This is a genomic window from Streptomyces sp. NPDC006711, from assembly GCF_042869775.1.
GTDB lineage: Bacteria > Actinomycetota > Actinomycetes > Streptomycetales > Streptomycetaceae > Streptomyces.
Map to the genome: position 1 here is coordinate 1 of NZ_JBIAGO010000002.1, position 26,925 is coordinate 26,925.

Annotated in this window: 19 protein-coding genes and 1 pseudogene; 14 read left to right on the forward strand and 6 right to left on the reverse strand. The window is 71.5% G+C overall.

Translation table 11 applies throughout. From position 1 onward, the window contains the following. On the forward strand, positions 1-6,317 hold a 6,317-nt coding region (locus tag ACFYM2_RS04100), incomplete at its 5' end, for an SDR family NAD(P)-dependent oxidoreductase (protein ID WP_388833138.1). Positions 6,318-6,448: 131 nt separating this feature from the next. On the opposite strand, the gene ACFYM2_RS04105 is transcribed toward ACFYM2_RS04100, so the two are convergent. Genes ACFYM2_RS04105 through ACFYM2_RS04115 form a run of 3 tightly spaced genes read right to left on the reverse strand, consistent with a single transcriptional unit; the run spans position 6,449 to position 9,928 of the window. Then, the gene (locus tag ACFYM2_RS04105) at positions 6,449-8,056 is read right to left on the reverse strand and encodes an MFS transporter (RefSeq protein ID WP_388833141.1); all 1,608 of its coding nucleotides are present in this window, start codon (positions 8,054-8,056) and stop codon (positions 6,449-6,451) included. 37 nt (positions 8,057-8,093) lie between these two features. Next, positions 8,094-8,741: a response regulator transcription factor gene (locus tag ACFYM2_RS04110; protein WP_359008476.1), complete on the reverse strand. Its 648-nt coding sequence runs from the start codon at positions 8,739-8,741 to the stop codon at positions 8,094-8,096. Next, entirely contained in the window at positions 8,729-9,928 is a 1,200-nt protein-coding gene (locus ACFYM2_RS04115) for a sensor histidine kinase (RefSeq protein ID WP_388833144.1), read from the reverse strand. Before ACFYM2_RS04115 ends, ACFYM2_RS04110 begins: the two co-directional genes overlap by 13 nt. 386 nt (positions 9,929-10,314) lie before the next feature. On the opposite strand from ACFYM2_RS04115, the gene ACFYM2_RS04120 reads away from it, so the two are divergent. The 7 genes from ACFYM2_RS04120 (at position 10,315) to ACFYM2_RS04150 (ending at position 19,384) form a co-directional block, all read left to right on the forward strand. After that, on the forward strand, positions 10,315-11,118 hold the full coding sequence (locus ACFYM2_RS04120) for an ABC transporter ATP-binding protein (RefSeq protein WP_388456332.1): 804 nt from the start codon (positions 10,315-10,317) through the stop codon (positions 11,116-11,118). Continuing rightward, complete coding sequence (locus tag ACFYM2_RS04125; protein ID WP_388833147.1) at positions 11,118-13,670, forward strand: FtsX-like permease family protein; 2,553 nt, start codon at positions 11,118-11,120, stop codon at positions 13,668-13,670. The genes ACFYM2_RS04120 and ACFYM2_RS04125 overlap by 1 nt, the downstream gene beginning before the upstream one ends. A 277-nt stretch (positions 13,671-13,947) precedes the next feature. Further along, positions 13,948-14,706 carry a thioesterase II family protein gene (locus tag ACFYM2_RS04130; RefSeq protein WP_388456328.1) on the forward strand — a complete coding sequence of 253 codons (759 nt, stop codon included), beginning with the start codon at positions 13,948-13,950 and terminating at the stop codon, positions 14,704-14,706. 61 nt (positions 14,707-14,767) lie between these two features. After that, on the forward strand, positions 14,768-15,442 hold the full coding sequence (locus ACFYM2_RS04135; protein ID WP_388833149.1) for a 4'-phosphopantetheinyl transferase: 675 nt from the start codon (positions 14,768-14,770) through the stop codon (positions 15,440-15,442). A 377-nt stretch (positions 15,443-15,819) separates the two neighbouring features. Next, a complete protein-coding gene (locus ACFYM2_RS04140) occupies positions 15,820-17,037 on the forward strand; it encodes a helix-turn-helix domain-containing protein (protein ID WP_388833152.1) in 1,218 nt (405 codons plus the stop codon). Continuing rightward, positions 17,034-17,666 (forward strand): transcriptional regulator, encoded by a 633-nt coding sequence (locus ACFYM2_RS04145; protein ID WP_388833155.1) that lies wholly within the window; start codon positions 17,034-17,036, stop codon positions 17,664-17,666. Before ACFYM2_RS04140 ends, ACFYM2_RS04145 begins: the two co-directional genes overlap by 4 nt. A gap of 77 nt (positions 17,667-17,743) precedes the next feature. Next, positions 17,744-19,384, forward strand: coding sequence for a pyruvate, phosphate dikinase (locus tag ACFYM2_RS04150; RefSeq protein WP_388833158.1), 1,641 nt, complete (start codon positions 17,744-17,746; stop codon positions 19,382-19,384). Positions 19,385-19,644: 260 nt separating this feature from the next. Here ACFYM2_RS04150 and ACFYM2_RS04155 read toward each other — a convergent pair whose 3' ends face one another. Next, positions 19,645-20,244, reverse strand: a complete 600-nt coding sequence (locus tag ACFYM2_RS04155; RefSeq protein WP_388833161.1) for a TetR/AcrR family transcriptional regulator — start codon at positions 20,242-20,244, stop codon at positions 19,645-19,647. A 210-nt stretch (positions 20,245-20,454) separates the two neighbouring features. Here ACFYM2_RS04155 and ACFYM2_RS04160 point away from each other — a divergent pair, with 210 nt between their 5' ends. The 6 genes from ACFYM2_RS04160 (at position 20,455) to ACFYM2_RS04185 (ending at position 24,723) form a co-directional block, all read left to right on the forward strand. Further along, positions 20,455-20,877 carry a DUF6003 family protein gene (locus ACFYM2_RS04160; RefSeq protein ID WP_359008494.1) on the forward strand — a complete coding sequence of 141 codons (423 nt, stop codon included), beginning with the start codon at positions 20,455-20,457 and terminating at the stop codon, positions 20,875-20,877. Between the two features lie 112 nt (positions 20,878-20,989). Next, entirely contained in the window at positions 20,990-21,793 is an 804-nt protein-coding gene (locus ACFYM2_RS04165; RefSeq protein WP_359008496.1) for an alpha/beta hydrolase, read from the forward strand. Further along, complete coding sequence (locus ACFYM2_RS04170; protein ID WP_359008498.1) at positions 21,793-23,085, forward strand: SpoIIE family protein phosphatase; 1,293 nt, start codon at positions 21,793-21,795, stop codon at positions 23,083-23,085. The genes ACFYM2_RS04165 and ACFYM2_RS04170 overlap by 1 nt, the downstream gene beginning before the upstream one ends. Further along, positions 23,082-23,453: an STAS domain-containing protein gene (locus tag ACFYM2_RS04175; RefSeq protein ID WP_359008500.1), complete on the forward strand. Its 372-nt coding sequence runs from the start codon at positions 23,082-23,084 to the stop codon at positions 23,451-23,453. The genes ACFYM2_RS04170 and ACFYM2_RS04175 overlap by 4 nt, the downstream gene beginning before the upstream one ends. A gap of 111 nt (positions 23,454-23,564) precedes the next feature. Continuing rightward, positions 23,565-23,741 (forward strand): hypothetical protein, encoded by a 177-nt coding sequence (locus tag ACFYM2_RS04180; RefSeq protein WP_350233962.1) that lies wholly within the window; start codon positions 23,565-23,567, stop codon positions 23,739-23,741. Between the two features lie 226 nt (positions 23,742-23,967). Continuing rightward, positions 23,968-24,723, forward strand: coding sequence for a VC0807 family protein (locus ACFYM2_RS04185; RefSeq protein WP_359008502.1), 756 nt, complete (start codon positions 23,968-23,970; stop codon positions 24,721-24,723). Positions 24,724-24,789: 66 nt separating this feature from the next. Here the strand turns inward: ACFYM2_RS04185 and ACFYM2_RS04190 are convergent, their stop codons facing one another. Together ACFYM2_RS04190 and ACFYM2_RS04195 are read right to left on the reverse strand one after the other, a co-directional pair. After that, entirely contained in the window at positions 24,790-25,371 is a 582-nt protein-coding gene (locus tag ACFYM2_RS04190) for a hypothetical protein (protein ID WP_388833165.1), read from the reverse strand. Positions 25,372-25,475: 104 nt separating this feature from the next. After that, positions 25,476-26,827, reverse strand: a pseudogene (locus ACFYM2_RS04195) (aminotransferase class I/II-fold pyridoxal phosphate-dependent enzyme). Positions 26,828-26,925 lie beyond the last annotated feature (98 nt).

Sequence of the window (26,925 nt, forward strand, 5' to 3'; positions counted from 1 at the left end):
TCCTCTACTCCAGCGCCGCCGCCACCCTCGACGGCGCAGGCCAAGCCAACTACGCCGCCGCCAACGCCTTCCTCGACGCCCTCGCCACCCACCGCGCCCACCACAACCAACCCGCACACTCCCTCGCCTGGGGCCTATGGAGCCAGCACACCAGCATGACCGGCCATCTGAGCGCGGCGGACGTCGAGCAGATGGCCAAGTCCGGTGTGCGCGGCCTCTCCGGGGAGGAAGGCCTCGCGCTCTTCGACACCGCCGTATCCGGCTCGGCCCCCGTCCTGCTGCCGATCCGGCTCGACCTCAAGGCGCTGCGCGACCGGCCCGGCGACCTGCCGCCGCTCCTGAGCGGGCTCGTACGCCCGGTGACCAGGCGTGCCATCGCGGCCGCGGCGGACGGCGGTGACACGCTGGCCGACCAGCTGCTCCGGATGGCCGCCCCCGAGCGCGACCGGCTGCTTCTCGACCTGGTCCGTACGCACGTCGCCGGCATCCTCGGCCACGAGAGCGGCGACGCCGTCGCCCCCGACCGCGCGTTCAAGGAGCTGGGCTTCGACTCCCTCGCCGCCGTGGCACTGCGCAACCGCCTCGGCACGGCCACCGGGATCCGGCTGCCGGTCACCCTGGTCTTCGACCATCCGACGCCGACCGCGCTGGCCGAGTACCTGCGCGCCGAACTCATCGGCTCGGACGCGTCCCAGGCGCCGGGAGCCGCCACGGCGGCCTCGTCCCTCGACGAGCCCATCGCCATCGTCGGCATGAGCTGCCGCTTCCCCGGCGGCATCAACTCTCCCGAAGAACTGTGGCAGTTGCTCGCCGAAGGGCGCGACGGGATCTCGCCCTTCCCCGAGGACCGGGGCTGGGACATCGCGGAGATCTGCGACACCAGCGGCTTGCGGGCCAACACCAGCCACACCGCCGAGGGTGGTTTCCTGCACGACGCGGCCGACTTCGACGCCGAGTTCTTCGGCATCTCCCCGCGCGAAGCACTCGCCACCGACCCCCAGCAGCGCCTGCTCCTGGAAACGTCCTGGGAAGCGCTCGAACGGGCCGGGATCGACCCTCACACGCTCCGTGGCAGCCGCACCGGCGTCTTCGCGGGCATCATGTACCACGACTACGCCACTCGCCTCGGCAACTCCCCCCTGCCCGACGGCGTCGACACCTACCTCGGCAACGGCAGCCTCGGCAGCGTCGCCTCCGGACGCGTCTCCTACACCCTCGGCCTCGAAGGCCCCGCCGTCACCGTCGACACCGCCTGCTCCTCATCCCTGGTCGCCCTGCATCTCGCGGTGCAGGCGCTGCGGGGCGGCGAGTGCTCACTCGCACTCGCGGGCGGCGTCTCGGTGATGTTCACGCCGGAGACGTTCATCGACTTCAGCCGGGCCCGGAATCTGGCTCCGGACGGCAGGACGAAGGCGTTCGCGGGCGCGGCGGACGGCACGAGCCTGTCCGAGGGGGTCGGCGTCCTGCTGGTGGAACGCCTCTCCGACGCCCAGCGCAACGGGCACCGCGTCCTCGCGGTCGTACGCGGCTCCGCCGTCAACCAAGACGGCGCCAGCAACGGCCTCACGGCACCGAACGGCCCGTCCCAACAACGCGTCATCAACCAGGCCCTCACCAACGCCGGACTCAACCCCACCGACATCCACGCCGTCGAAGCACACGGCACCGGAACCGTCCTCGGCGACCCCATCGAAGCCCAAGCGCTCCTGGCCACCTACGGCCAGAACCGCACGGACAAGGACCCGCTGTGGCTGGGTTCGGTGAAATCGAACCTGGGTCACACGCAGGCCGCGGCCGGTGTGGCCGGCGTCATCAAGATGGTCATGGCCATGCGCAACGGCGTCCTGCCCAAGACCCTCAACGTGGACGAGCCGACCCCGCACGTGGACTGGACGGCCGGACAGGTCGAACTGCTCACCGAGGCGGTGGACTGGCCGAACGACGAGCCCCGTCGTGCGGGTGTGTCCTCTTTCGGGATCAGCGGCACGAACGCCCACGTCATCCTGGAGCAGGCCCCGGCTCCGACCACGGCCGCCGAACCCGACGGCGCGTCCTACGAGGTGCCTCGGCGGGACACGGCGGTGCTGGCACTGCCGCTCAGCGCCCGCACAGGCACGGCCCTCGGCGCGCAGGCCGCGAGTCTGGTGGGCCTGCTGGAAGGTGCCGACGCTCCGGACCCGGCAGACGTCGGGGTGGCACTGGCCACGACGCGGGCGCAGCTGGAGCACCGCGCGGTGGTCGTGGGCTCGGATCGCAATGAACTCCTGGCTGGCTTGCGGGCGTTGGCGTCGAGCGAGACGGCCCCGGGTGTCGTACGCGACGTCCGGGCTGAGGGCCGGCTGGCGTTCCTCTTCACCGGGCAGGGCGCCCAACGCGTCGGAATGGGCCGTGAACTGGCCGCCGCCTTCCCGGTGTTCGCGACCGCCCTTGATGAGGTGTGCGCGCTCCTGGACCCGCTCCTGGACCGCCCATTGAAGGACGTGCTGTTCGCGGAGGAAGGGTCGGCTGAGGCGGCGCTGCTCGACCAGACGGCGTACGCACAGCCCGCCCTGTTCGCGATTGAGACCGCGCTGTTCCGGCTGGCGGAGTCACTGGGTGTGCGGCCGGATGTGGTGGCGGGTCACTCCATCGGTGAGATCAGCGCCGCCCACGCGGCCGGTGTGTTCTCGCTCGCGGACGCCTGCACCCTGGTCGCGGCGCGCGGACGGCTCATGCAGGCCCTGCCCGAGGGCGGCGTGATGGCCGCCCTCCAGACCACCGAGGAGGAAGCCCTCACACTCCTCGAAGGCATCGAGGACGTGGCCATCGCTGCCGTCAACGGGCCGCGCGCGGTGGTCGTTTCAGGCGCCGCCACCTCCGTGGACAAGGTCGTGGAAGCGGTACGGGCCCAAGGCGGCAAGACCACCCTCCTCAAGGTCTCCCACGCCTTCCACTCCCCCCTCATGGACCCCATGCTGGACGACTTCCGAGACGTACTCACGGGACTCACCTACCACGAGCCCCGCATCCCCATCGTCTCCAACGTCACCGGCCACACCGCCACACCCGATCAGCTGACCTCCCCCGAGTACTGGGTCACCCACGCCCGCGAAGCCGTACGGTTCGCTGACGGCATCCAGGCGCTGGCCGCCGAAGGCGCGACCACGTTCCTGGAGATCGGCCCCGACGCCGTCCTCACCGCCATGGCCCAAGGCACCCTCAACGACGACACCACCACCGCTACCTTCATCCCGCTCCTGCGCCGCAACCGCCCCGAGGAAACCGAAACCCTCACCGGCCTGGCCCGCCTCTGGACCACCGGCCACACCGTCAACTGGCCCACGCTCCACACAAACGCCCCCACCCGGCACGTGGACCTGCCCACCTACCCCTTCCAGCGCCAGCGCTACTGGCTCGACCCCGCCCCCACCGCCGGCGACATCACCACCCTCGGCCAAACCGCCACCCACCACCCCCTCCTCAGCGCCATCCTCCACCGCGCCGGCACCGACGAAGCCATCCTCACCGGGCGCATCAGCACCCACACCCATCCCTGGGTCACCGACCACACCATCATGGGCACCACCCTCCTCCCCGGCACCGCACTCGTCGAACTCGCCCTGCACGCCGGCCACCACACCGGCACACCCCACCTCGAAGAACTCACCCTCCACTCCCCCCTCATCCTCACCCCTAACCAACCCCTCCACCTCCAAGTCACCGTCGGGCCCCCCGACCCGCGCCATCACCGCACCCTCACCATCCACACCCGCCCCGACACCCCCCACACCACCACCGACACGCCCTGGACCCAACATGCCCAAGGCACCCTCGCCCCCCAACCCACCACGACCCCCACACCCGACCCCACCCCCTGGCCGCCCCCCAACGCCCGCCCCATCCCCCTCCACCACGCCTACCAACACCTCGCCGACCACGGCTACGACTACGGCCCCACCTTCCAAGGCCTCCACACCGCCTGGCGCGACCACGACACCACCTACGCCGAGATCACGCTCCCCCCGCACGCCCACCAAGTCGCCACCACCTTCGCCCTCCACCCCGCTCTTCTCGACGCCGCACTCCACGCCGCCGATTTGGGCGGCGACGACACCGAGGACGACCCGTCGGGCATGTTGCTCCCGTTCGCCTGGGAGGGTGTGACCCTGCACGCGACCGGCGCGACCAAGCTGCGCGTACGCATCACCCGTCCGGCCGAGAACACGTTGTCGGTCGAGGTGGCCGACCCGCACGGCGAGCCGGTGGCCTCCGTACGCTCCCTCGTGCTGCGTCCCCTCAGCCCCGAGCAGCTGCTCAGCGCCGTACGCTCCCAGGGCGGCAGCCAGCCGTTGTTCGGCATCGACTGGGCGCCGGTATCGCGTCCGGCCACCACGGACGGCGACGGCACCGGGTCCTCGACGGTCCAGCAACTCACTTGCTCTGAAGCCGAGTTCAGTGAACTGGAAGCGGCGCCGGACGTCATTGTGATCCACTGCGCCGAGGAGTCCGAAGCGGCCTCGCCCGGCACCCCTGACGTGGTGCGCGACACCGCCTGGCGCGTGCTCGCGCTCCTGCGGCGGTGGCTGGTGGACGAGCGGTTCGCGGCGTCCCGGTTCGTGGTCGTGACCCGGCGCGGCGTCGCCGTGTCCCGCCCCGGTGAGGACGTAGAGGACGTACTCGACCTCGCGGGGGCGGCGGTATGGGGTCTGATGCGCGCGGTGCGTGAGGAGCATCCCGGCCGGGTGACCCTGGTGGACGTGGACGGTACGCCGGAGTCGCAGGAGGCTCTGACGGCTGCCTCGCTGGCCGCGGGCACCGACCGCGAGCCGGAGATCGCCCTGCGCGAAGGCGCCGCGTTCGCCCCCCGGCTCGTGCGCGTCGCCTCCACGCCCACACCCGCCGGTACCGGTGACCTGTCCGAGGTTACGGGCGACCAACTCGCCCTCGGCGGGACGGTGTTGGTGACCGGGGGCACGGGTGGCCTCGGCCGGGTGCTGGCCCGTCATCTGGTCACCGAGCACGGCGTGCGCCACCTGCTGCTCCTGAGCCGTCGCGGTCCCGCCGCCGAGGGCGCCGACAAGCTCGCCGCGCAGCTGGCGGAACTCGGCGCGAGCGTCGACATCGTGGCCTGTGACGCCTCTGAAGAGGACCAGTTGGCCGCCGCGCTCGCCAACATTCCGGCCGATCGGCCGCTGACCGGTGTCGTGCATGCCGCCGGCGTGCTGGGTGACGCGACGCTGGCGTCGATGACGTCCGACGGGTTCGCTTCCGTCCTGCGTCCCAAGGTGGACGCCGCGCTCAACCTCCACCGTCTGACGGCGGACGCGCGGCTGAAGATGTTCGTCCTGTTCTCCTCGGCGGCGGGGACGCTGGGGGCGGCCGGGCAGTCCAACTACGCTGCCGCCAACGCCTTCTTGGACGCGCTGGCCCAGCACCGTCGTGCCCGGGGACTCGCGGGTCTCTCCTTGGCGTGGGGGCTGTGGGACGCGGAGACGGGCATGGGTGACCAGCTCGCCGACGCCGATGTCCGGCGGATGGCACGCTCGGGCATGCGGGCGCTGTCGGTGGACGAGGGCCTGGCCCAGTTCGACGCCGCGCTCGCCCAGGGCGACATCGGCCGCGCCGGTTCCGGGCAGGGCGCGCCCGGTCGCGCGGTCCTGCTTCCGATGGCGCTCGAACCCGCGGCGACACGGGCCGCCGGTGGCGCCGATGGCGTACCCGCGCTGCTGCGCGCTCTGGTGCGCACCACGCCCCGCCGTGCCGTGGACAGCGGCTCCGCTACGGAGGCCGAGTCCCTGGGTGACGAGCTGGCCGGCCGGTTGGCGTCGCTCTCCGCCGAGGAGCAGGAACGTACGCTGTTGGGGTTGGTGCGCCGTCACACGGCCGAGGTTCTTGGTCACGCCGGCGGCCATGCGGTCGATCCGCTGCGTGGCTTCGTGGAGCTGGGCTTCGACTCGTTGACGGCGCTCGAACTGCGCAACCGGCTGGGCGCCGCGAGCGGGCTCCGGCTGCCGTCCACGCTGATCTACGACCACCCCACTCCGCTGGCCGCCGCTCGTCATCTGCGTACGGAGCTGGTGGACGACGAGGCCGCCGCGGGGCCGTCCCTGGAGGACGAACTCGCCGGTCTTGAGGCGGCCATGAGTGGCGCCGCGCCGGACGAGGCCGAGCACGCGAGGATCACGGCGCGGCTGCGGGCCCTGACCGTGCGGTGGAGCGAGATCTCGCGGCCCGCCGACGAGGGGACACGGACGCTGGCCGACGACCGGGCGGCGCTCGAATCGGTCTCGGCCGACGAGCTGTTCGATCTGCTCGACAGCGAGCTCGACGCCGACTGACGGCCCCCCTGCGGACAGCGCCCGCCCGCTGTCCGCAGGGGTTTCGGGCGGGAATCGCTTGAGTCGGGGCACAAACGGAAGGCCGTCCACCGGAGGAATTCGGTGGCCGGCCTTCCGTTGTGTCAGATGTGTCAGCCGCTGCCCGTAGTTGCGACGCTGTCCGTCCCGGCGGGCGCTTCGGCGGCGGGGGCCGCCGTCTGTGGAGCGACGGAGCGCGCGTTGCGCAGCAGTACGAGCGAGGTCACGGCCATCGCGAGCAACAGAGCGGCCGCCGTCCAGGAGGCGACGCGCAGCCCGTGTGCGAAGGCCTCGCGCGCGGCGTCGAGCAGTTCGGCGCCGGTGCGCGGCGGCAGCTGCCGGGCGGTCTCCAGCGCGCCGCCCAGGGTGTCCTTCGCGGCCCCGACCGCCGCGTGCGAGAGTCCGGAAGGAACCTGGTGTGCCACGTCGTAGCGGTAGACGGCGGTGCCGATGCTGCCCAGGATGGCGATGCCGAACGCGCCGCCGAACTCCGTGGCGGTCTGGGACAGGCCGGAGACCGATCCCGCGCGGTCGGCCGGGGCGGCGGCGATGACCAGGTCGGATGTGGTGGTCATGACGGCCGTGATGCCGGCGGCCATGACCACGGTGCCGGTCGCGAGCACCCCGACACCGGAGTCGGCATGGAGCTGGGAGAGCACACCGTATCCGGCGGCCGCGACCACCAGGCCGCCCGTCACGACCACCCCGGGGCGTACGAACCGGGCGAGCAGCGGGGCCGTCGCCGAGCTGACCAGGGCAGCCCCGGCGGCGGGCAGCGCCCACAGGCCGGCCTCCAACGGCCCGAATCCGAGCACCATTTGGAGATACTGGGAGGTGAAGAGGCCGGAGCCGACGAGTGAGAAGATCGCGAGCACGCTGGTGGCGACGGCGGCGCTGAACACCCGGTACCGGAACAGCCGTACGTCCAGGAGGGGTTCGGCCAGGCCGCGCTGGCGGCGCAGGAAGTACCAGCCGATGACGAGCCCCGCGAGGAACAGGGCAAGGGGCAGCACGCTCACGCCGTCCTCGGCGATTTGCTGGATGCCGTAGACGGCGGGCAGAACTGCGGCCAGCGACAGCGCGGCGCTCAACAGGTCGAACCTGCCGGGCTTCTCGGCCCTCGACTCCGGCAGGAGCGGCGGCGCGAGCACGAGCAGCAGCGCCATGACGGGCAGATTGACCAGGAAGACCGATCCCCACCAGAAGTGTTCGAGGAGTACGCCGCCGAGGAGCGGGCCGAGAATGGCTCCGGCGGCGAACGCGCCGGTCCACACGGCGATGGCGATCCTGCGCTGCCCGTCGTCGCTGAACATGTTGCGGATCAGGGACAGGGTGGAGGGCATCAGGGTGGCGCCGCCGAGTCCGAGCAGGGCCCGGGTGGCGATGAGCATGGCCGGCCCGGTGGCCGAGCAGGCGAGCAGCGAGGCCGCTCCGAAGACGACGGCGCCGAGCATCAGGAGCCGTCTGCGGCCGATGCGGTCCCCGAGCGAGCCCATGGTCAGGAGCAACCCGGCCAGGACGAACGGGTAGATGTTGACGATCCAGAGGAGTTGGGCGCTGCTCGGCCGTAACTCACCGCTGATGAACGGCAGCGCGTAGGACAGTACTTGCATGTCGAGGGAGACCAGCAGGACGGGGAGGATGAGGACGGCTAGGCCCGTCCACTGTTTCCGCCCGGCCCTCGTGGCCGGTCGTATCGGCGCTGGGTCGGCGTTGCTCATGGCGTGTTCCGCTCCTGCTTGGCTGCTGGTTCCGCGCCTACGCGTTGAGGTAGGCGAGTACGGCGAGTACGCGCCGGTTGTCGTCGCCCGACGCGGCGAGTCCCAGCTTCGTGAAAATGCTGTTGGTGTGTTTGCTGACCGCTTTCTCCGAGACGAACATCTTGGCGGCGACCGCCGCGTTGGAGCGCCCTTCGGCCATGAGGCCGAGCACTTCGCGTTCGCGTTCGGTCAGGTTGTGCACGGGGCTCGTCTCGGTGTCATGCTTGATCATCAGCTCGGACACCACCTTGGGGTCCATGACGGTTCCGCCTGCGGCGACCTGGCGGACCATGTCGATGAAGCGGCGCACGTCGAAGACGCGGTCCTTGAGCAGATAGCCGACGCCGCCGTTCTGGTCGGACAGCAGCTCGCGCGCGTACATCTGCTCGACGTGCTGGGAGAGCACCAGAATGGGCAGTCCCGGCACCTGCGCGCGGGCCTGGACGGCGGCCTGGAGTCCTTCGTCGGTGAAGGTCGGCGGCAGGCGTACGTCGACGATGGCCACGTCGGGGCGGTGTTCGAGCAGGGCGCGCAGCATGGCGGGGCCGTTGTCCACCGCTTCGATCACTTCGAAGTCGTGGGCGGTGAGCAGCTGAACGAGCCCTTCCCGCAGCAGGGCAAGGTCCTCGGCGATCACAACGCGCACGGAAGCTCCATCGTCACTAGGGTCGGTCCGCCCACGGGGCTGCTGATGTCGAGTTCGCCGTCGAACGCCGCGAGGCGGCGCTGGAGTCCGCGCAGGCCGCTGCCGCCCTCGGGGTCGGCGCCGCCGCGTCCGTCGTCGCCGATCCGGGCCCGCAGTCTGCCCTCCGCATACCACAGGCGCACGCTCGCACGGCGCGCGCCGCTGTGCTTGGTGATGTTGGCCAGGGCTTCCGCGATGACGAAGTACACGGCCGACTCGACCGGCAGATGGGGCCGGGACGGCAGGTCGATGTCCACCTCGACCGGTACGGCCAGACCCACCGCCAACGCCCGTACGGCGCCGTCGAGTCCGCGTTCGGCCAGGACGGGCGGGTGGATGCCGCGCACGAGGTCGCGCAGTTCGGTCAGCGCCTGGCTGCTGGACTCCATGGCGTCGGCCAGGAGTTTGCGCACCATGGCGGGGTTGCTCTCCAGGAGGGTGTCGGCGAGCCCGAGGCTCATGCCGAGCGACACCAGTCGTGCCTGGGCGCCGTCGTGCAAGTCCCGTTCGATGCGCCGCAGTTCGGCCGCCTGGGACTCCACGGTCTCCGAGCGTGTCTCGGTCAGCCGCTCCACCCGCAGGGCGAGCCGCGCGTTGCGGGTGGGGGCCAGAAGCAACCGGTTGAAGCGGACGTGCAGCCGGCCGAGCGAGGGAGCGATCAGCAGGCCGAGCGCCACGCACACCATGCCCTGCGGGATGGCGAGGTTGGCCGAGGTCTGGTCGGTGATGAACCAGGTGACGCCGAAGCCCCAGTGCGGGCCCATGCTCTGCCACAACAGGGGCGTGACGAACATGCCGTTGAGGCCGTAGGCGACGAGCGCGGCGGGCAGCAGGCCCAGGATGAGACCCACGGGCCCGTCGAGCATGGTCCACAGCAGATCGCGCCAGGTGGCGGGGTCGGAGAGCAGCTGGCGGCAGTGTTTGAAGGACCCGGCGGTGTCGTAGGGGTCGTCCAGCTCGGTGGGCCGGTAGGGCGCCTCGATGGTGACGCCCGCCCATTGGCCGGCCGTGCGCCGGTGGAAGTTGGCGAGTCCGCGTACGGCGATCATGACGACGGGGAGGATGAGGAAACCCACGCCCACGATCAGCGCGGCCAGCGTGATCACGGCGACGGTGAACAGGGCGACGCTGCCGACCTGGGAGAGCACGGCGACCACCAGACCCCGTGCGCACCAGCGCAGCCGCTCCCCCAGGCCGCGTCGTGACGACGCCGGTAACCGATCGGCCCAAACCTTGGACAACTCGCTCCAACCTCCTGTGGTCCGGATGGTCCCGGAAGCGCACTCCTCCCGCGAGCCTCATGATGCAGCACGCGCGGGCGGTGACCGACCGGACTCCCGTGACCGTGCCCAGTGTCACGGTACTTACAGGGTCGCGTGTGAACCGTGCGCGAAACAGTGGAGAAGAACCCAGGTCAGGGGTGGAGTTTTCTCCACCCCCCTTGTGGACACAGACCCATCGGCCCTGCCGCTCCCCGTCCGTAGCGTGGTTGTCGTGATCGCGTCCACCACGCGACAGTGACAGGGAGCTTCGAATGGACACCACCGCAGTCGACGACACAGTACGACTGAACGCGGTTCGCAAGGTCTATGGCGAGGGCGCCAACGCGGTGACCGCGCTCGACGGCGTGAGCCTGAGTTTCCAGCGCGGCAGTTTCACCGCCGTGATGGGCCCGTCCGGTTCGGGCAAGAGCACCTTCCTGCACTGCGCGGCGGGGCTGGACCGGCCGACGTCCGGCACGGTCCTGCTGGACGGCGAGGACCTGAGCGGCTACGACGAGACCACGCTGACCAAGATGCGGCGCGAGCGCATCGGCTTCATCTTCCAGTCCTTCAACCTGCTGCCGGCCCTCACGGTGCTCCAGAACGTCACGCTTCCGCTGAAGCTCGCCGGCCGCAGGCCGGACCGAGCCCGGGTGAACGACGTGATCAAGCGGGTGGGTCTGGGCGACCGGATGGGGCGCCGTCCCGCCGAGCTCTCCGGCGGCCAGCAGCAGCGCGTGGCGATCGCCCGCGCCCTGGTCACCAGTCCCGCCGTGGTCTTCGCCGACGAGCCGACCGGCGCGCTCGACACCCGCACCGCACGCGAAGTGCTGCGTCTGATGCAGGAGTCGGTACGGGCGCTGGGGCAGACGATCGTGATGGTGACGCACGACCCGGTGGCCGCCTCGTACGCGGACCGGGTGGTCTTCCTCGCCGACGGCAGGTTCGTGGGCGACCTGTACAACCCGACGGCCGAGGTGGTCGCCGAGCGGATGACCCGTCTGGGCGCCTGGGCCGACGAGGAGCCGGTGGCCTACGGCCAGCAGGTGCGCAACACGGCCGGAGGCACGTACTGATGTGGTCCTTGGCTCTGCGTACGCTGCGGTTCCGCAAGGGCGGATTCGTGGCCACCTTCATCGCCATCTTCTTCGGCGCGGCCCTCGTCATGGCGTGCGGCGGTCTCATGGAGAGCGGCGTCCGCGACGCCGTGCCGGCTCAGCGCCTGGCCGCGGCCCCCCTGGTGGTGACCGGCGACCAGACGTACGACGGCTCCCAACTGGCCGAGCGGGTACGGCTCGACGCGGCCCAGGTACGCGCCGTGGCGGCGGTGCCCGGGGTGGAGAAGGCCATCGCGGATGTGTCCTTCCCGGTCGCGGTCGTCCGTGACGGACGTCCGGTGACGGACCTGTCCGACAACGCGACCGCCACCGAGCACCGTCCGCTCGGCCACGGCTGGGACTCGGCGCAGCTGACCCCCTACACCCTCGCCTCGGGCTCCCAGCCGCAGTCGGCCGGTGACGTGGTGCTCGACACCGCACTGGCGACGCGGGCGGGCGCCTCCGTCGGCGACCGGGTGAGCGTCGTGGCCGCGGGCCGGACGCAGGAGTTCCGGCTGAGCGGAATCGTCAAGCAGGCCGGTGGCCGTACGGCGTCGCAGCCCGCGGTGTTCTTCACCGACAAGCGGGCCGGCGAGCTGAGCGGCCGGCCCGGCACGGCGGACGCGGTCGGTGTGCTGCCCAAGCCGGGCACCGACGTGGCCGACCTGGCCACCCTGGTCAAGAACGCCGCCAAGGGCTCGGCGGTCGTCACGCTGACCGGCGACAACCGGGGGCTCGCGGAGTTCCCGCAGGCCGCCGCCAGCCAGAAGAGCCTCATCACCCTGTCCGCGATCTTCGGCGGCTGGGCGATCCTGGTCGCCATGTTCGGGGCGTCCTCGACGCTGGGTCTGACCGTCCAGCAGCGCCACCGCGAGATGGCCCTGATGAAGGCGATCGGCACCACCCCGCGACAGCTGCGCCGCATGATCCTGGGCGAGACGCTGTTCGTCGCGATCGTGGCGTCAGTGCTGGGCTGCCTGCCCGGCGCGCTGCTCAGCGAGCTCCTTTTCGACAAGCTGGTGTCCGCCGGGATGGTCTCGGGGGCCGTCGAGTTCCGGCTGAGCGTGGTGCCGGCCGTGGTGGCCGTGCTCGCCTCGCTGCTCGCCGGGGTCGGCGCCGCGTACATCACCGCACGGAAGATCGCCAAGACGCGGGCCACCGAGGCGCTTGCGGAGTCGTCGATGGAGGGCCGCTGGCTGACCCGCACCCGGATCATCCTCTCGGTGCTCTTCCTGGTCGGCGGCGCGGGCATGGCCGTGATGACGATGACGATGATGAAGGGCGATCTGACGGCCAGCACGGCGGGACCGGCCTGCATCATGTGGGCGATCGGTCTCGCGCTGCTCGCCCCCGGCTTCACCAAGATCATCGTGGCGCTGCTCCAGGGCCCGCTGCGCGCCCTCGGCGGTCTGTCGGGACAGATGGCGGTGCTCAACTCCCGGGCGCACACGATCCGGATGGCCGCCACCATCACCCCGATCATCCTCCTCACCGGCATCGCCACCGGCACGCTGTACATGCAGCAGATCGAGGACGCCTCCAACCGCTCCGCGCACACCGGGATCCTGCGGGCCGACGAGGTCCTGACCTCCAAGACCGGCCCCATCGCCCCCGGCACGCTGAGCCGGGTGCGCCAGGTGCCGGGTGTCGAGGCCGCGTCGGACTACGTGACGAGCACCGGGTTCATGCAGAACCCCGAGGACGCCGAGCAGACCAGTGACGGCCGGCCGCTCCAGGCCGTCGGTGACATCAGGAACCTCTCGGTGCGGGCCGCCGCCGGATCACTCGACGACCTGCGCGGTGACAGCGTCGCGCTGCCCGTCGACTACGCGTCGACTCTGGGCAGCGGGGTGGGAACGTCCGTCACGCTGCGGCTGGGAGACGGCACGCAGGCCAAGGTGAAGGTCGTGGCCACCTACCGCGCGGAGGGCGAGACGACGGCGCTGCTGCTGCCCTCCTCGCTGCTCGCGGCCCACACCACCGACGGCGCGGCGAGCCAGATCCTGGTGCGCCACGCCCCGGGCGCCGACGCCGCACAGGTCACCGCCGCGGTAACGGCGCTGGTCAAGGACCAGCCGGGCGTCGAGGTCACCGACAGCGCCGCGCTGGTCGCCGGACGCACCGAGGGCCAGCAGCAACTGGCCACCATCAACTACCTGGTGGTCGGCATGATCGTCGGATACACCGCGATCTCCGTGGTGAACACCCTGATCGCGGCCACCGGCCGACGCCGCCGGGAGTTCGGTCTCCAGCAGCTGACGGGCTTCACGCGGCGCCAGGTCATGGCGATGATGAGCCTGGAAAGTGTGCTGACGGCCGTCGTCGGTGTGCTGCTCGGCACCGTCGCCGCCACCATCACGCTCTTCCCCTACAGCGTGGCCAAGCTCGACCGGGTGGTCCCCTCCGTACCGGTGTGGATCTACCTCGCGGTGGTGGCCGGGGCGGTGGCGATCACCTTCGCCGCGACCCTGCTGCCGGCCTGGCGGGCCACCAAGCTGCGCCCGGTGGAAGCCGCCACCGCCGCCGCCTAGCACCCACGCGGGAGCAGGTACGCCGACCCCGCACAAGCCAACCCGAAGGGCCGGGAGTCCATCCCCCGTACGACTGTCCGGCCAGGTCCCACCGCCTCCTGAGGCGGTGGGACCTCATTTTCGTGCCGCGCAACCCTTAGGGGGTGTCTGGTGGATCAGGGTCGGCCCCGGCCATGGTCCACCAGACACCCCCTAGGTGGGGCCGGTTAGGGGTTGGCCCGGTCAGGCCCGGATGAAAGCCTTCGCCGGGTAGGCCACACACACGAGGGGCAGTTGAGTGACGAGCAGCGTGCAGCACAAAAGCGACTGGATCCAGCGCTACCACCCGGCCCCGGACGCCAAGAACCGGCTCGTCTGCTTTCCGTACGCGGGCGGCGCCGCCAGCTACTTCCACCCCGTCTCCCGGATGCTGTCGCCGGAGATCGACGTGCTCGCGGTCCAGTACCCCGGCCGCCAGGACCGCAGGACCGAGCCCCCGTCGGCCTCGATCGAGGAGCTGGCGCGCCAGGTCTCGGCGGCGCTGCGTCCCTGGGCGGACCGCCCGTTGACCCTGCTCGGGCACAGCATGGGCGCCATGGTCGCCTACGAGGTGGCGCGGCTGCTCGCCCAGGACGGAGCGGCCCCGCTCTCCCTCATCGTCTCCGGCCGCCGCTCGCCCACCAGCGTGCGGCAGGAGTCGGTGCACCAGCGCGACGACGACGGGATCGTGGCGGAGATGGAGCGGCTGGGCGGCAGCGATCTGCGCGCCTTCCAGGACCCCGAACTGCGCGCGCTGTTCCTGCCGGTGATCCGCGCCGACTACAAGGCGGTGGAGACCTACCGCCATCAGGCCGGTCCCGCGCTGCCCTGCCCGGTCCTCGCGCTGCTCGGCGACAGCGACCCGATGGCGACCGTCGAGGAGACCCGCGCCTGGGCCCAGCACACGAGCGGCCCGTTCGAGCTGCGGACGTTCCCCGGCGGGCACTTCTACCTCAACACCCACGCCGTAGCCGTCACCGAGGCCGTACGGGATCACATCACCGCCCTGAACGGATGACGCCCGTGCGTCTCACCACCGCCCCCAGGACCGGCCGCCCGACCGTCGGGCGGGTCGACGCGTGATCGGTTCTCTGCTCCCGGCCCCCGTGGTCACCGCCGAGGCGTTCGGAGACCCGGGGACCGGTCAACTGTTCCCCGAGGAAGCCGAGTTGATTCAGCGGGCGGTGCCTGAGCGCCGACGGGAATTCACCACCGTACGCGGCCTGGCCCGTGCCGCGCTCGGCCGCCTGGGGCACGCGCCCGCGCCGATCCTGCCCGGAGTGCGCGGCGCCCCGCAGCTGCCGCGCGGCGTGGTCGGCAGCATGACGCACTGCCGGGGGTACCGGGCGGCGGCGATGGCGCACGCGCGGGATGTGGTGACGGTCGGCATCGACGCCGAACCGAACCTTCCGCTGCCGAGCGCGGGCGTCGTCGAGATGGTCCTGTCAGCCGGTGAGCGGGCGCACGTGCGCCACCTGACGGCGCTGCGCCCCGCCGTGCACTGGGACCGGCTGATCTTCAGCGCCAAGGAGAGCGTCTTCAAGGCGTGGTTCCCGCTCACCGGCCGCGAGCTGGACTTCCCGCAGGCGTCGCTTGAGATCGACCCGGAGTCGGGCACCTTCCACGCCCGCCTCCTGGTGCCGGGACCGGAGGTCGCCCGCACCCCGCTCACAGGCTTCGACGGGCGCTGGCAGGTCGACCGAGGACTCATCGTGACGGCCATCGCGCTGCACCGCGAAGATCCGGACGGCTGAACACGTTCTGTCGGGGGCCGGGCCCCCGTCTTTGTTGTAGCGCGGCGGGCTCAGCGGCACGAAGAGGACGAGCAGCGCGCTGGACGGACCTGTGGCCCAAGGGCCGGGTGGACGCGATATGTGCGGCGGCCGATGCCCGGGCCGCCCGGCCGAGTAATCTCCGGGACCGCCGCCTCCGCAGTACCCCCGCCGCACACGCCCGGCCGCGAACCAGGCGGCAAGGACGCCGGACCCGGGTGCGACGACGCCAGGGGTGCCAGCCGCCCGCCACGCCAGTAGCCCCCGCATCGGAACATTCGGATGTTCTCATCATCCCGATGTTTGCGGTATCGTACCGTCGGCGTGAACGGCGGCGAGCGCACAAGGAGGTGGGACGGATGGCACGGCTGACCCGGGCCCAGCAGCAGGAGCGCACGCGCGCGGCCGTACTGGCCGCCGCGCGAAGGGAGTTCACCGAGCGCGGCTACGCGGCGGCGAAGGTGGACGGCATCGCCGAGCGGGCCGAACTGACGCGTGGCGCCGTGTACTCGAACTTCCCGAGCAAACGCGCCCTCTACCTCGCGGTCCTGGTCGACATGGTCGAGGGCGGCCCGAAGGCCGAGCTCCCAACTGCCGTGCGCGGTGGCGCGGTTGAGCCCGGCGCGGCGCACGAGCGCGGTGGTACGCCCCGGCGGGGGAACGCGGCCGACAGGTCCGGCGCCGCCGAAGCCGTCCCGTCCATCGCCGGCGCACTGGGCGCCTTCGCCCGGATCCGGCTCGAAGGCATGCCCCTCGCCGAGGGCAGCGTCTTCCCCGGCCAGGGTCAACTCCGCGAGACCGCCGGCGTCCTCGACGACGAGCCGTTCCGTACCGCGTTCGGACAGCTGACGCATCTGGAGGCGCTGCTTCTCGCGCTCGCGCTTGAGGCCCACGCCCCCGCACATGCCCCGACGGGTCGTCAAGTCCGGCGCGCCCAGCTGGTGTTGCGGCTTCTCGACGGTCCCGGCGCGGCGGCCGATCCGGCCCTCGGCCTCGGCGACCCCTTCGACATCGTGCAGGCCTGCGCGCACCTGGGCGCACTCCCCCTGGACGACGCCTGGAACCCGCCGCACCTGCCCTACGTACCGCCCGCCCAGACGTGCGGGGATCCTTGGACCCCGCCCGGGCAATCGCGGGACCTCATCACCGGCCTCCCCGTCGGCTTCGCAGAGGACGGGGTGATCGCACTGCTTGGCACCAGCCGCCTGAAGTCCGCCGAGGAGGCGGTCCGCGCCGCGCGGTCCCGCGACCGCGTCACCGTGGTCGTCACGACGTCGGATCCGGCCGAGACGGGCCGGCTCGTACGGCTCAGAGCCGGTGACGTCGCCCGCTGCCTGCGGCGCGTGTTCGCACCCGACGCCCTGCCACGCCTGCGTCTCGTCCTGGACGAGCACGGCCTGCTGGCGTCGGCGCTCGGCGTGCCGGACGCCGATGACGCCACCGAGTACGCGGTACGCGTACGACGGGGCGCGATCGTCGCCCGGGCCAAGGGGCGCGGCGCCGCCCACGCTGCGGCCAGTTCCGGCCTCACGACCTCACATGTCTCGCAGACCACACCCGATGGGGCCGCGTCATGACCCAGCCCGTCTCGTCCCACGCGACCAGCACCGATCTGCTGGTGCTGCACACCCTCCGCTGTATCGGCTTCTCCGACTTGTCCGCGGTGGCCAAGGCGTCGGGGCTCTCCGAGTCCGACGTCGAATCGGAACTGATCGACCTCGCGGTGGCCGGGCTCGTCACCCGCATCGCGGGTGCGTTCGGCGGATGGGGCCTCTCGGAGGAGGGCCGCGCCGCCGACGCCGAGCGGATCGCCCGGGAGCTCGACGAGGCCGGCGCCCGGCCCGCGTTGACCGCGGCGTTCGACCACTTCCTCGTGCTCAACCCCGAACTGCTCGACCTGTGCACGGCCTGGCAGACCCGCACCCTTGACGGCACCATGACGATGAACGACCACAGCGACCCCGCGTACGACACCCGGGTGCTCGACCGGTTCACGGAGTTCCACCAGCGTGCCGAGCCCCTGTGCGCCGAGTTGTCCTCGGCACTGCTCCGCTTCCGGCGCTATCCCGTGCGGCTCGCCGACGCCCTGACCCGGGCGCGGGCCGGCTCCCTCGAGTACGTCACCGACAGCACCGTCTCGTACCACACCGTCTGGTTCCAGCTGCACGAGGACCTGCTGGCCACCCTCGGCCGCACGCGCCACTGAAACGGCGCTCACCGTCCCGTGCGCACCGCGCGGGGCACCCAGCCCAGTCAGCAGCGGCGACGCGGAGGTGACACGCGATGACCTGGATCCATCCGCTTTCGGCCGAGGTCGAGGAGACGGCGGACGTCCTCGGCGGCAAGGCGCACGGGCTCGTCGTGCTCCACCGCCTGGGACTTCCCGTGCCGCCCGGCTTCGTCATCACCACACGGGCATGCCGCGACTACCTTCGCGGCGGGCGGCTGCCCACCGGGCTCGACGCCGAACTCGCCGCCGCCGTGGCCGGTCTAGAGGCGGCCACGCACCGCGCGCTCGGCGGTCCCGGGCGTCCGCTCGCGGTGTCGGTCCGCTCCGGCGGCAGCGTGTCCATGCCCGGCATGATGAGCACCGTACTCAACCTCGGTCTCACCACCGCGGCGACGGCCGCCCTCGCCGACGAGACCGGCGACCCGCGTTTCGCACTCGACTCACGGCTGCGGTTCTTGACCGGTTTCGCCTCCGAAGTCGTCGGCGTCGGCCCCGAGGCCCTTGCGGGCGCCGACCGCGCGCTCACCGACCAGGACACCGGCACGGACCGTCTCACCGAGGCGGTACGGAGGGTGGAACGGCTCATCGCGGAACGCCACGGCGGCGGTGTGCCCGAGGACGCCCACCGTCAGTTGGAGCTCGCCATCGAGGCCGTGTTCTGCTCGTGGAACACCCCGCGCGCCAAGACCTACCGCGAACTGCACGGCATCCCGCGCGACCTCGGCACCGCCGTCACCGTCCAGGCGATGGTGTTCGGCAATCGCGACCGGCGCAGCGGTACGGGCGTCGCGTTCAGCCGGGATCCCAACACCGGCGAGCAAGTCGCGTTCGGGGAGGCGCTGTTCGGCCGCCAGGGCCAGGACGTCGTCTCGGGAACATCGCTGACCGAACCCCTCGGCGCGCTGGCCGCGAGGGAACCCGAGGTGTGGGAGCGGCTGCTCTCCGCTCTCGCCCGGCTCGAGGAGCACTACCGCGACGCGTGCTACGTCGAGTTCACCTTCGAGGCGGGTGAACTGTGGATCCTCCAGGTGCGGCCCGGCAAGTTCGTCGGGCGGGCCGCGGTCCGGGTCGCGGTCGACCTCGCCGATGCGGGGACGATCGGGCGCGAGGAGGCGCTGCTGCGCGTTTCGCCCCGGCACCTCACGCAGGTACGCACCCCCCGGATCACGGGGTTCGAGCCCGGCGACCTGTTCGTCCGGGGGCTCGGCGCCTCTCCCGGGGTCGCCGTCGGCCGGGTGGCGACCACCGCCGACAGCGCGGCGCGGCTGGCTTCGAGGGGGCCCGTCATCCTGTTCAGGCCCGAGACCTCCCCGCTCGACATGCACGGGCTCGCCGCGGCGGCCGGGGTGGTCACCGCGCGCGGCGGCCCGACGAGCCACGCGGCCGTGGTGGCGCGCTCCATGGGGAAACCCGCCGTCGTCGGTGCCGCGAGCCTCACCGTCGACGCCGCCGATGGCCGTGTCCGCGCGGGCGGGCGCACGCTGCCAGAGGGCACCCTGATCGCCCTCGACGGCACGGGCGGAGAGGTCGTCCTGGGACGGCCCCGGATCGCCACGACCGGGGCGGACCCGCACGTGCGCCGACTGCTCGCCTGGGCCGACGACATCACGGGCGGCGCCGCCACCCCCCAGGACGAGCCCACCCGCCTGACAACTGCCCAGGCCCTGCTGCGCCCCGACCACCGAACGCCCTGACCCCGCCCCCGGCGGCCGGGAGGGAACCCCCATGACAGGCTGACCTTGCCCACACGGGCCAGCACCAGACGCTCAGGGGCGCGGGGAACTGCGCGAGAAGCGACCACGATCCGCACCCGAAAGCGAACCCCTCACGGCTCCACCCCAAACGCCGGGCGACCCGAGGTTGCCATACGCCCCCACGCGGCGCAGCCAGACCGCGGGGAACCGCGCGCCCAGCCACACACGGTCCGCGCCCGAAAGCGAACCCGGCCACACCCCTACACCCCCGGCCACACCGCCATCGCCAGCTCGGCCACCCGCCCCAGCTCCCCCTCCGTCGCCCCGTCCCGCGCCTGCTGCGACAACCCCTGTACTACGGCCGCGAAGTAGACGGCCAGGGCGCGCGGCTCTGCGCCCTCCGGGAGCTGCCCCCGTGCCCGGGCCTCGGTCAGCCGGTCCTCGAAGACGCGCACATTGGCCACGCGCCGCTCCCGCAGCTCCCCCTCGATGTCCGCCGTCTGCGGCGTGCAGTTCGTCGCCGCCGAGATGACCAGGCATCCCGCGGGATGCGCGGGATCGGTGTAGTTCACCGCCGCCTCGCGCAGTATCCGCGCGAACGCCGCGCGCGCGTCCTCCTCCTCCGCAAGCGCCACGCCCATGAACGCGCCGAACGTCGCGCCGTACCGCTCGACGACCTCCGCGAAGAGCGCCCGCTTGTCGCCGAAGGCGGCGTACAGACTGGGCGGCGAGACACCCATCGCCCCGGTGAGGTCGGTGATGGACGTGCCTTCGAAGCCGTGCCGCCAGAACAGCATGGTGGCCTGGACCAGCGCGGCCTCGCGGTCGAAGCTCCTCGGCCTGCCCCGCTTCGCCGTCACGACCACCCTCGCTTCTTCGTCATGACGCCAATTTTACAGCGATCGCTATGGAATGGCGGAATGTTCCTCTGCGCGAGGTCAACGCAGCCCCTCGCGGGCGAACTGTGCCGCGCCCGCCCGGTGTTGTGCGCGGCAGGAGCGTGCCGTGGCGGGCGCTAGCATCGAGGCACCGTACAAGTCCGATCGCGACCCCGAAGGCGATGCCGCACGATGGCCGATGACGCTTACCTCTTCCTCCTCCCCGACCTGCGCCCCCGGCTCGGCGCGGCGCTCGCCGCCGTGGGCCCGCTCGAGTGCGTGGAGACACCGGCCGTCCACGGCTGGCTCCAGGCCCACGACGTCTCCGCGTCCTCGGAGCAGGTACGGATCCTCCCCGCCGACGCGGAGGTCTTCATCCCCGAGGACGCCGAGCGCCTGCCCGTGCCCCTGAGCGAGGAGGAGACGCTGCGGGTCCAGCGGGAGTGCGCGCCGCAGTCCGTCACGGACGTGGAGAGCGAGTTGCTGGAGTTCCGCGAGACGACCCAGGACTGGGAAGCCCTGGTGCACCGCGCGCTGACCGCGGGCGTGTCGGCGCCCCGCATCGCGCAGCTGACGGGGCTCGACCCCCAGGACATCGGTCGCCTGACCGTGTGAATTTCGCCTTTTGTGCGGTTTGCCGGGTTGTCATGTGAGAGTGTCGGGCGGATACCGGCGGTAGGGGGCCGCCCGGAACGAGCGGCCCGTGGAGTCTGAGAGAGTGCGAGTCATGGATATCGCTCGCAGGAACAACGTCACGGTCACCGGTAACCCGCAGGGACGCACGGTCGTGCTGGCGCACGGGTTCGGCTGTGACCAGAACATGTGGCGACTCACGGTGCCCGCGCTGGCCAACGACTACCGGGTGGTGCTGTTCGATTACGTGGGGTCGGGCGCGGCCGACCCCACGGCGTTCTCCGAGGACCGCTACGGATCCCTGACGGGGTACGCCCGGGACGTGGTGGAGGTGTGTGAGGCGTTCGACGTGCGGGACGCGGTGTTCGTGGGGCATTCCGTGAGCGCGATGGTCGGCGTGCTCGCCGCCGAGATGGCGCCCGAGCGCGTCGGGGCGTTGGTGATGGTCGCCCCGTCGCCCCGTTACGTCGACGACGAGGGATACCGGGGCGGCTTCAGCGCCGAGGACATCGATGAGCTCCTGGAGTCGCTTGAGGCGAACTACCTGGGCTGGTCGGCCGCGATGGCTCCGCTGATCATGGGGAACGCGGAGCGCCCGGAGCTCGGCGAGGAGCTGACCAACAGTTTCTGCGCCACTGACCCGGACATGGCACGCGTCTTCGCCCGGACCACGTTCCTGTCGGACTCGCGGGACGACCTGAAGGGCGTGCGGGTGCCGACGCTGGTCCTTGAGTGCACCCAGGACGTCATCGCACCCCGCGAGGTCGGCGCCTTCGTCCACGAGACGATCACCGGATCGAAGCTGGTCACTCTGGACGCGACCGGGCACTGCCCCCACTTGTCCGCCCCCGAGGCCACGAACCAGGCGATCCGCTCCTTCCTGGCGGACCTGAAGTGATGTGCCGCACCGGGCAGCTCCCCGACCCCGACCCGCAAGGGGCCGGCCAGGGGCAGACCTCGAACGCCGCGTTCGCCGCGCTGCTCGAAGACAGCGCCGAGGACCTGTACGAGAGCGCCCCGTGCGGGTATTTGTCGACCTTGATGGACGGCACCATCGCGAAGATCAACACGACGCTCCTCGGCTGGCTCGGCCTGGCGCGGGAGGCCGTGGTGGGCCGGATGCGGTTCACGGACCTGCTGACCGTTGGCGGCAAGCTGTACCACGAGACGCACTTCGCGCCGCTGCTGCGGATGCAGGGGGAGATCAGCGGCATCGCCCTGGAGATCAAGCCGGTACAGGGCGAGCGGATCCCCGTCCTGGTCTCCGCCACGGTCAAGTACGGCAGCATGGGCGAGCCCCTGCTGATCCGCACCACCCTCTTCGACGCCCGGGACCGCCGCGCCTACGAGAAGGAGCTGCTGCGGGCCCGCAAGGCGGCCGACGAGATGCGCAAGCAGGCGGAGGCCCACCGGGACAGGCTTCAGGACGCCCTCGCCGTACTCCAGCAGTCCCTGCTGCCCTCCGCCCTGCCGAGCGTGCCCTTGATGGAGACGGCCGCGTACTACCACACGGCCTCCCCCGACCGGCTCGGCGGCGACTTCTACGACGTCTTCCCCATCGAGGGCGACCGTTTCGGGTTCTTCCTCGGTGATGTGTGCGGCAAGGGACCGCAGGCCGCCGCGGTCACCTCGCTGACCCGGTACACCCTGCGGGCGGCGGCCCTGCACGACCCCAATCCCGTGGCCGCCCTGACCACCCTCAACAAGGTGCTGCACGAGCGCTATTCAGGCGGCGACCCCCGGTACTGCACCGCCATCTTCGGCACCCTGGAACCGGACCCGTCGACCGGGAACGTCACCGTCCATCTCGCCTCCGGCGGCCATCCGCCCGCCCTCGTCCTGCGCGCCGACGGCAGCACCGCCTTCCTGCCCACGCCCGGCGGCCTCCTCGTCGGCATCCTGCCCAAAGCCCCGTTCACCGCCGCCACCACCACGCTCGCCCCCGGCGACGCCCTGTTGCTCTACACCGACGGCCTCACCGAAGCCCGCACGGGCAACGACCGCAAAGGTCTGTACGGGGACGAGGCCCTGCTCTCCTTCGCCGCCCAGCACGCCGGAAAATCCCCGTCCGCCGTCATCCAGGCCCTGACCGGGCTCCTGGACTCCTTCGGCGACGGCCTCGACGACGACACCGCCCTGCTCGCTCTCGGCGTCCACGCCGAGGCCACCCGGACGGACCACACCCCATGAGCTCTTTGACGATCACCATCCGAGAGGTCTCGGCCGGTCCCGTACTGGCGATCGCCGGGGATCTCGACTTCGACACCGCTGCCCAGCTGCGCGACGAGCTCGCCAGGATCGTCCTGGTGCCCGGCCGGCGTCTCGTCCTGGACCTGGCCGGCCTGACGTTCTGCGACTCCAGCGGCATCGCCGCGTTCATCGCCGCCCGCAATCACGCCCACGCCGCCCGGGCCGACATCGCGCTCGCCACCGTCCCCGACCACACTCTGCGCATCCTGCGTGTCGTCGGCCTCGACCAGGTCTTCGCCTTCCAGCGCGACGCCTCCGCCGACCCCGCCCCACCCCCCGGCGGGCCGTGCGCGGCGACCGGAGCGTGACCGCCCGGCGTCCCCGTTGCCGCACAAGCACCTACGCACCGTGTTTATCCGACCGCTTTTCGGCTACAAGCTGTAGTGACAGACCGTCATGAATCGGCGGAAGGAAGCAAGATGACCCTCGCCACGATGCTCATCCTTGTCGCGGTCCTCGTCCTGGTGCTCCTGCTCGCGTTCGCGCCGGCGGTGCCGGCCCGGCGCAACCCGTCACCGCGCCCCCCTCACCTCCCCGCCCGCCGGCGCCTTTCCTCGGTCCCCGGCCAGCGCACCATCCGCCGCCCCACCCCCTGAGAGCGAGGGCCCGGCGCCGACGGATCAGGGAGCCGTCGGCGCTCTAGGCAACATGCTCTCGACTGCGGCAGGCTGTCAACAACACTGTGCGCCACCGGACATGAAGCGGAATTAGTAGTTCCAACCGGTTTCCGTGATCATTCGTGCGCGGGCTCCGGTGCCTCACCACGATGGCCCGCACCACATTCACGCTGCCGCGCTTGTCAGGCACCTCCAGGGGGAACCTGTGCCCACTCCGGACACCACGACCACACACCACGATCAGAACGCGCCCCGGGCCGGGGCGGGCCAGGTGGGCGAGCGGCCCGCGCCGCCCACCCGGTCCGGCGGCGCCGCCGCGCTCGGCTGGGTCCTGACCATCGGACTCAACGTCCTCGCTCCGATCCTCACGTACAACGCCCTGCGCGACCACGGCTGGAGCGAGTTCGCCTCGCTCCTGGCGGGCGGCATGTGGCCGGTGGTCGACAGCGTCGTGCACTTCGCCTGGCGTCGGCGCCTCGACGAGTTCGCCATCGTCACGCTGGTGTTCCTGGTGATCACGGCCGTGGTGTCGCTCGCGGGCGCGCACTCGGCCCGGGCCCTGCTGATCAAGGACTCGGCCGTCACCGGCCTGTTCGGGCTGCTGTGCCTGGTGACACTCCTGGCACCGCGTCCGCTGATGTTCTACTTCGGCCGTAAGTTCGCCACCGACGGCACCGCCGAGGGCACCGCCTGGTGGAACGGCCTGTGGCAGTTCGAAGGGTTCCGCAAGACCGTCATCACGATGACGACGGTCTGGGGCGTGGCCTACTGCCTGGAGGCCCTGGTCCGGATCGGACTCTCGTACGTCCTGAGCACGGACACCATGGTGGTTCTGAGCCCCTTCATGATCTACGGCGTGCTCGGCGTCCTTGTCCTGTGGACGACTCTGTACGGCAAGCAGGCGCGGCGCAGGGGCGAGGAGCGTACGGCGGCGGCGGCCGCAGCGGCCGCCCAGGGCTGACGAAACCGCGCCGGCCTCGTCGCGCCTTCGGCCGGCCGTAACCGAAGGCAGCCCGTGGCCGCGGGTTCAGTGGCCGCCCTTCGCGGGCTCGCAACCGGTGCCGTCGGGGTAGCCGGCGAAGGCGTCCGCCTTGGTGGTGGCGCTGTCCATCGTGCCCTCGACGCACCAGGGAGCGGCGCCGATGTCGATGAGGAATCCGACGCCGGTGGACCCGTTCTGGTACGCCCGCACCTTGCCGGCGGAGTAGCCGAGGCCGGTGAGCGCGGTGTGCGCCTTGTCCGGGTCGAAGTCGCCCCTGCGGCGCAGTGGTTCGAGGACCTTCTTGACCTTCGCCACGACGGCGAGCCCGTCGCAGCGGTTCTGACCGTGCAGTTCGATGGGGACCAGGAAGCCGTGGTTCTCCGCGTAGTGGTCGGTCGGCGGCGCGGTCGAACTCGGGCTCGGAGCGGCCGACTTGGGGGTCTCGCCGGGGCAGGGGAAGTCCACCTGCGCACCCGGGGTCGCCGCGGCGGGCGGCGTGGGGCGTCCACTGCCGTTGCCGTCGGCGGCGTCCCCCACGTGCTGTGTTCCGCACCCCGCCACGCACAGGGCCAGCGCGGCGGCCGGAACCATCCCGAGCCGGGCTCTCGTCCATCTGGGCATCGTCATCCGCTGATCTTTTCCCGCGACTCGGTGGGTGTCATGAGTACATCTACTCATGACACCCACCACGTCGACGCCGCAGGCCCCAAGACGGCGGCCGGGGGCGGCGGTCAGTCCCTGGCCACGACCCGCAGCGTCTTGACCGACGGGTCGGCCGCGTCCGGGATCGGGACGCCGTGCTCGACGCCACTGCGCAGATAGTCGAGCACCGCCTCGGTGATGATCTCGCCCGGCGCGAGGCAGGCACCCCCGGCGGGTAGGGGCTGATCATTCCGGCGGCGATCCGGCCCGCGGCGCGCTCGGCGGGCACGTGCTCGACCGGCGCGAAGAAGGCGTCCCGGGGCAGCATCGCCTGCTCGAGTTCCAGAGTTCCGGGGGCGGGCAGATGGACCGGCGGCTGCTTCTCGATGGAGCCGGCGTTGTCGACGAGCGAGCGCAGCGCGTCCAGCAGGATCTTCTCGGCCTCGTCGTCGTCGGCGTGCGTGATGGAGGCGCTGATGCGGCAGCTGTCCGAACCGCCCACATCCACGTGCCGGTTGGCCCGCAGCCACTCGCAGGCCTGCATGCCGGTGATCCCCAACTCCCTTACGTCGATGACGAGTTTGAGCGGATCGTAGGAGGCGGCGAAGCCCTGGTCGATGACTTCCTGGCCCATGGGCCGCAGACCCGGCAGGTCCTCGACGGCCGAGCGGATCCGCAGCGCGCGGGCAAGCGCGGTGTACAGAAGGCCGTGCCCCTGCTCCACCATCTGGCGACGCCAGCCGTCCAGGGTCGCATAGACCAGCGAGGACGCGCTGGTGGTGCCGAGCAGGTCCTCGCGCTGCTTCAGCGCCTCGGGCGAGACGCGGTCGTACTGGAGGTGGAAGACGGAGCTCTGCTCGATCGCTCCGCCCATCTTGTGGACGCTGGTGACCACCAGATCGGCCTCGGCGTCCATGCCCCACGGCGGCAGCGCGGAGTGGAAGGGGAGGTGGGCGCCCCACGCCTCGTCCAGGATCAACGGGACGTCGAACTCGTGGCACACCCTCGCCACACCGCGCACGTCCGCGCAGGTGCCCCACTCGGTGGGCGTGATCAGGAGCATTCCCTTGGCGTCCGGGTGCTCCTGGAGGCAGCGGCGTACGTCGTCGGGCTCGGGAGGGTGCGCCAGGTGGCGCTCCGCGTCGAAGGTGGGGTGCACCCAGATGGGCTGCACCCCGTTGACGATGACGGCCGCGATGACGGATTTGTGCGCGTTCCGGGAGAGCAGCAGCTTCTCGCCGGGGCCGGCCACCGCGAGCATGGCGGTCTTCACCGAGAGGGAGCTGCCGCAGGTGGAGAAGAACGCCTGCTCGGCGCCCACCGCGTCGGCCATCAGCTCCTGTGCCTGGCTGAGTACGCCCTGGGACTGGCGGCGGTCGTCGAGTCCGTTGAGGGCCAGGACGTCCGACCGGAACACGTCGAGCCCGACGACGTCCGCCACCCGGGGATCGACGCCTAGGGGGTGTCTGGTGGATCAGGGTCGGTCAGGGCGCGGCGTCTGGTGCGGTGCATCGCAAGGCGCCGGAGCGTCTCGATAGC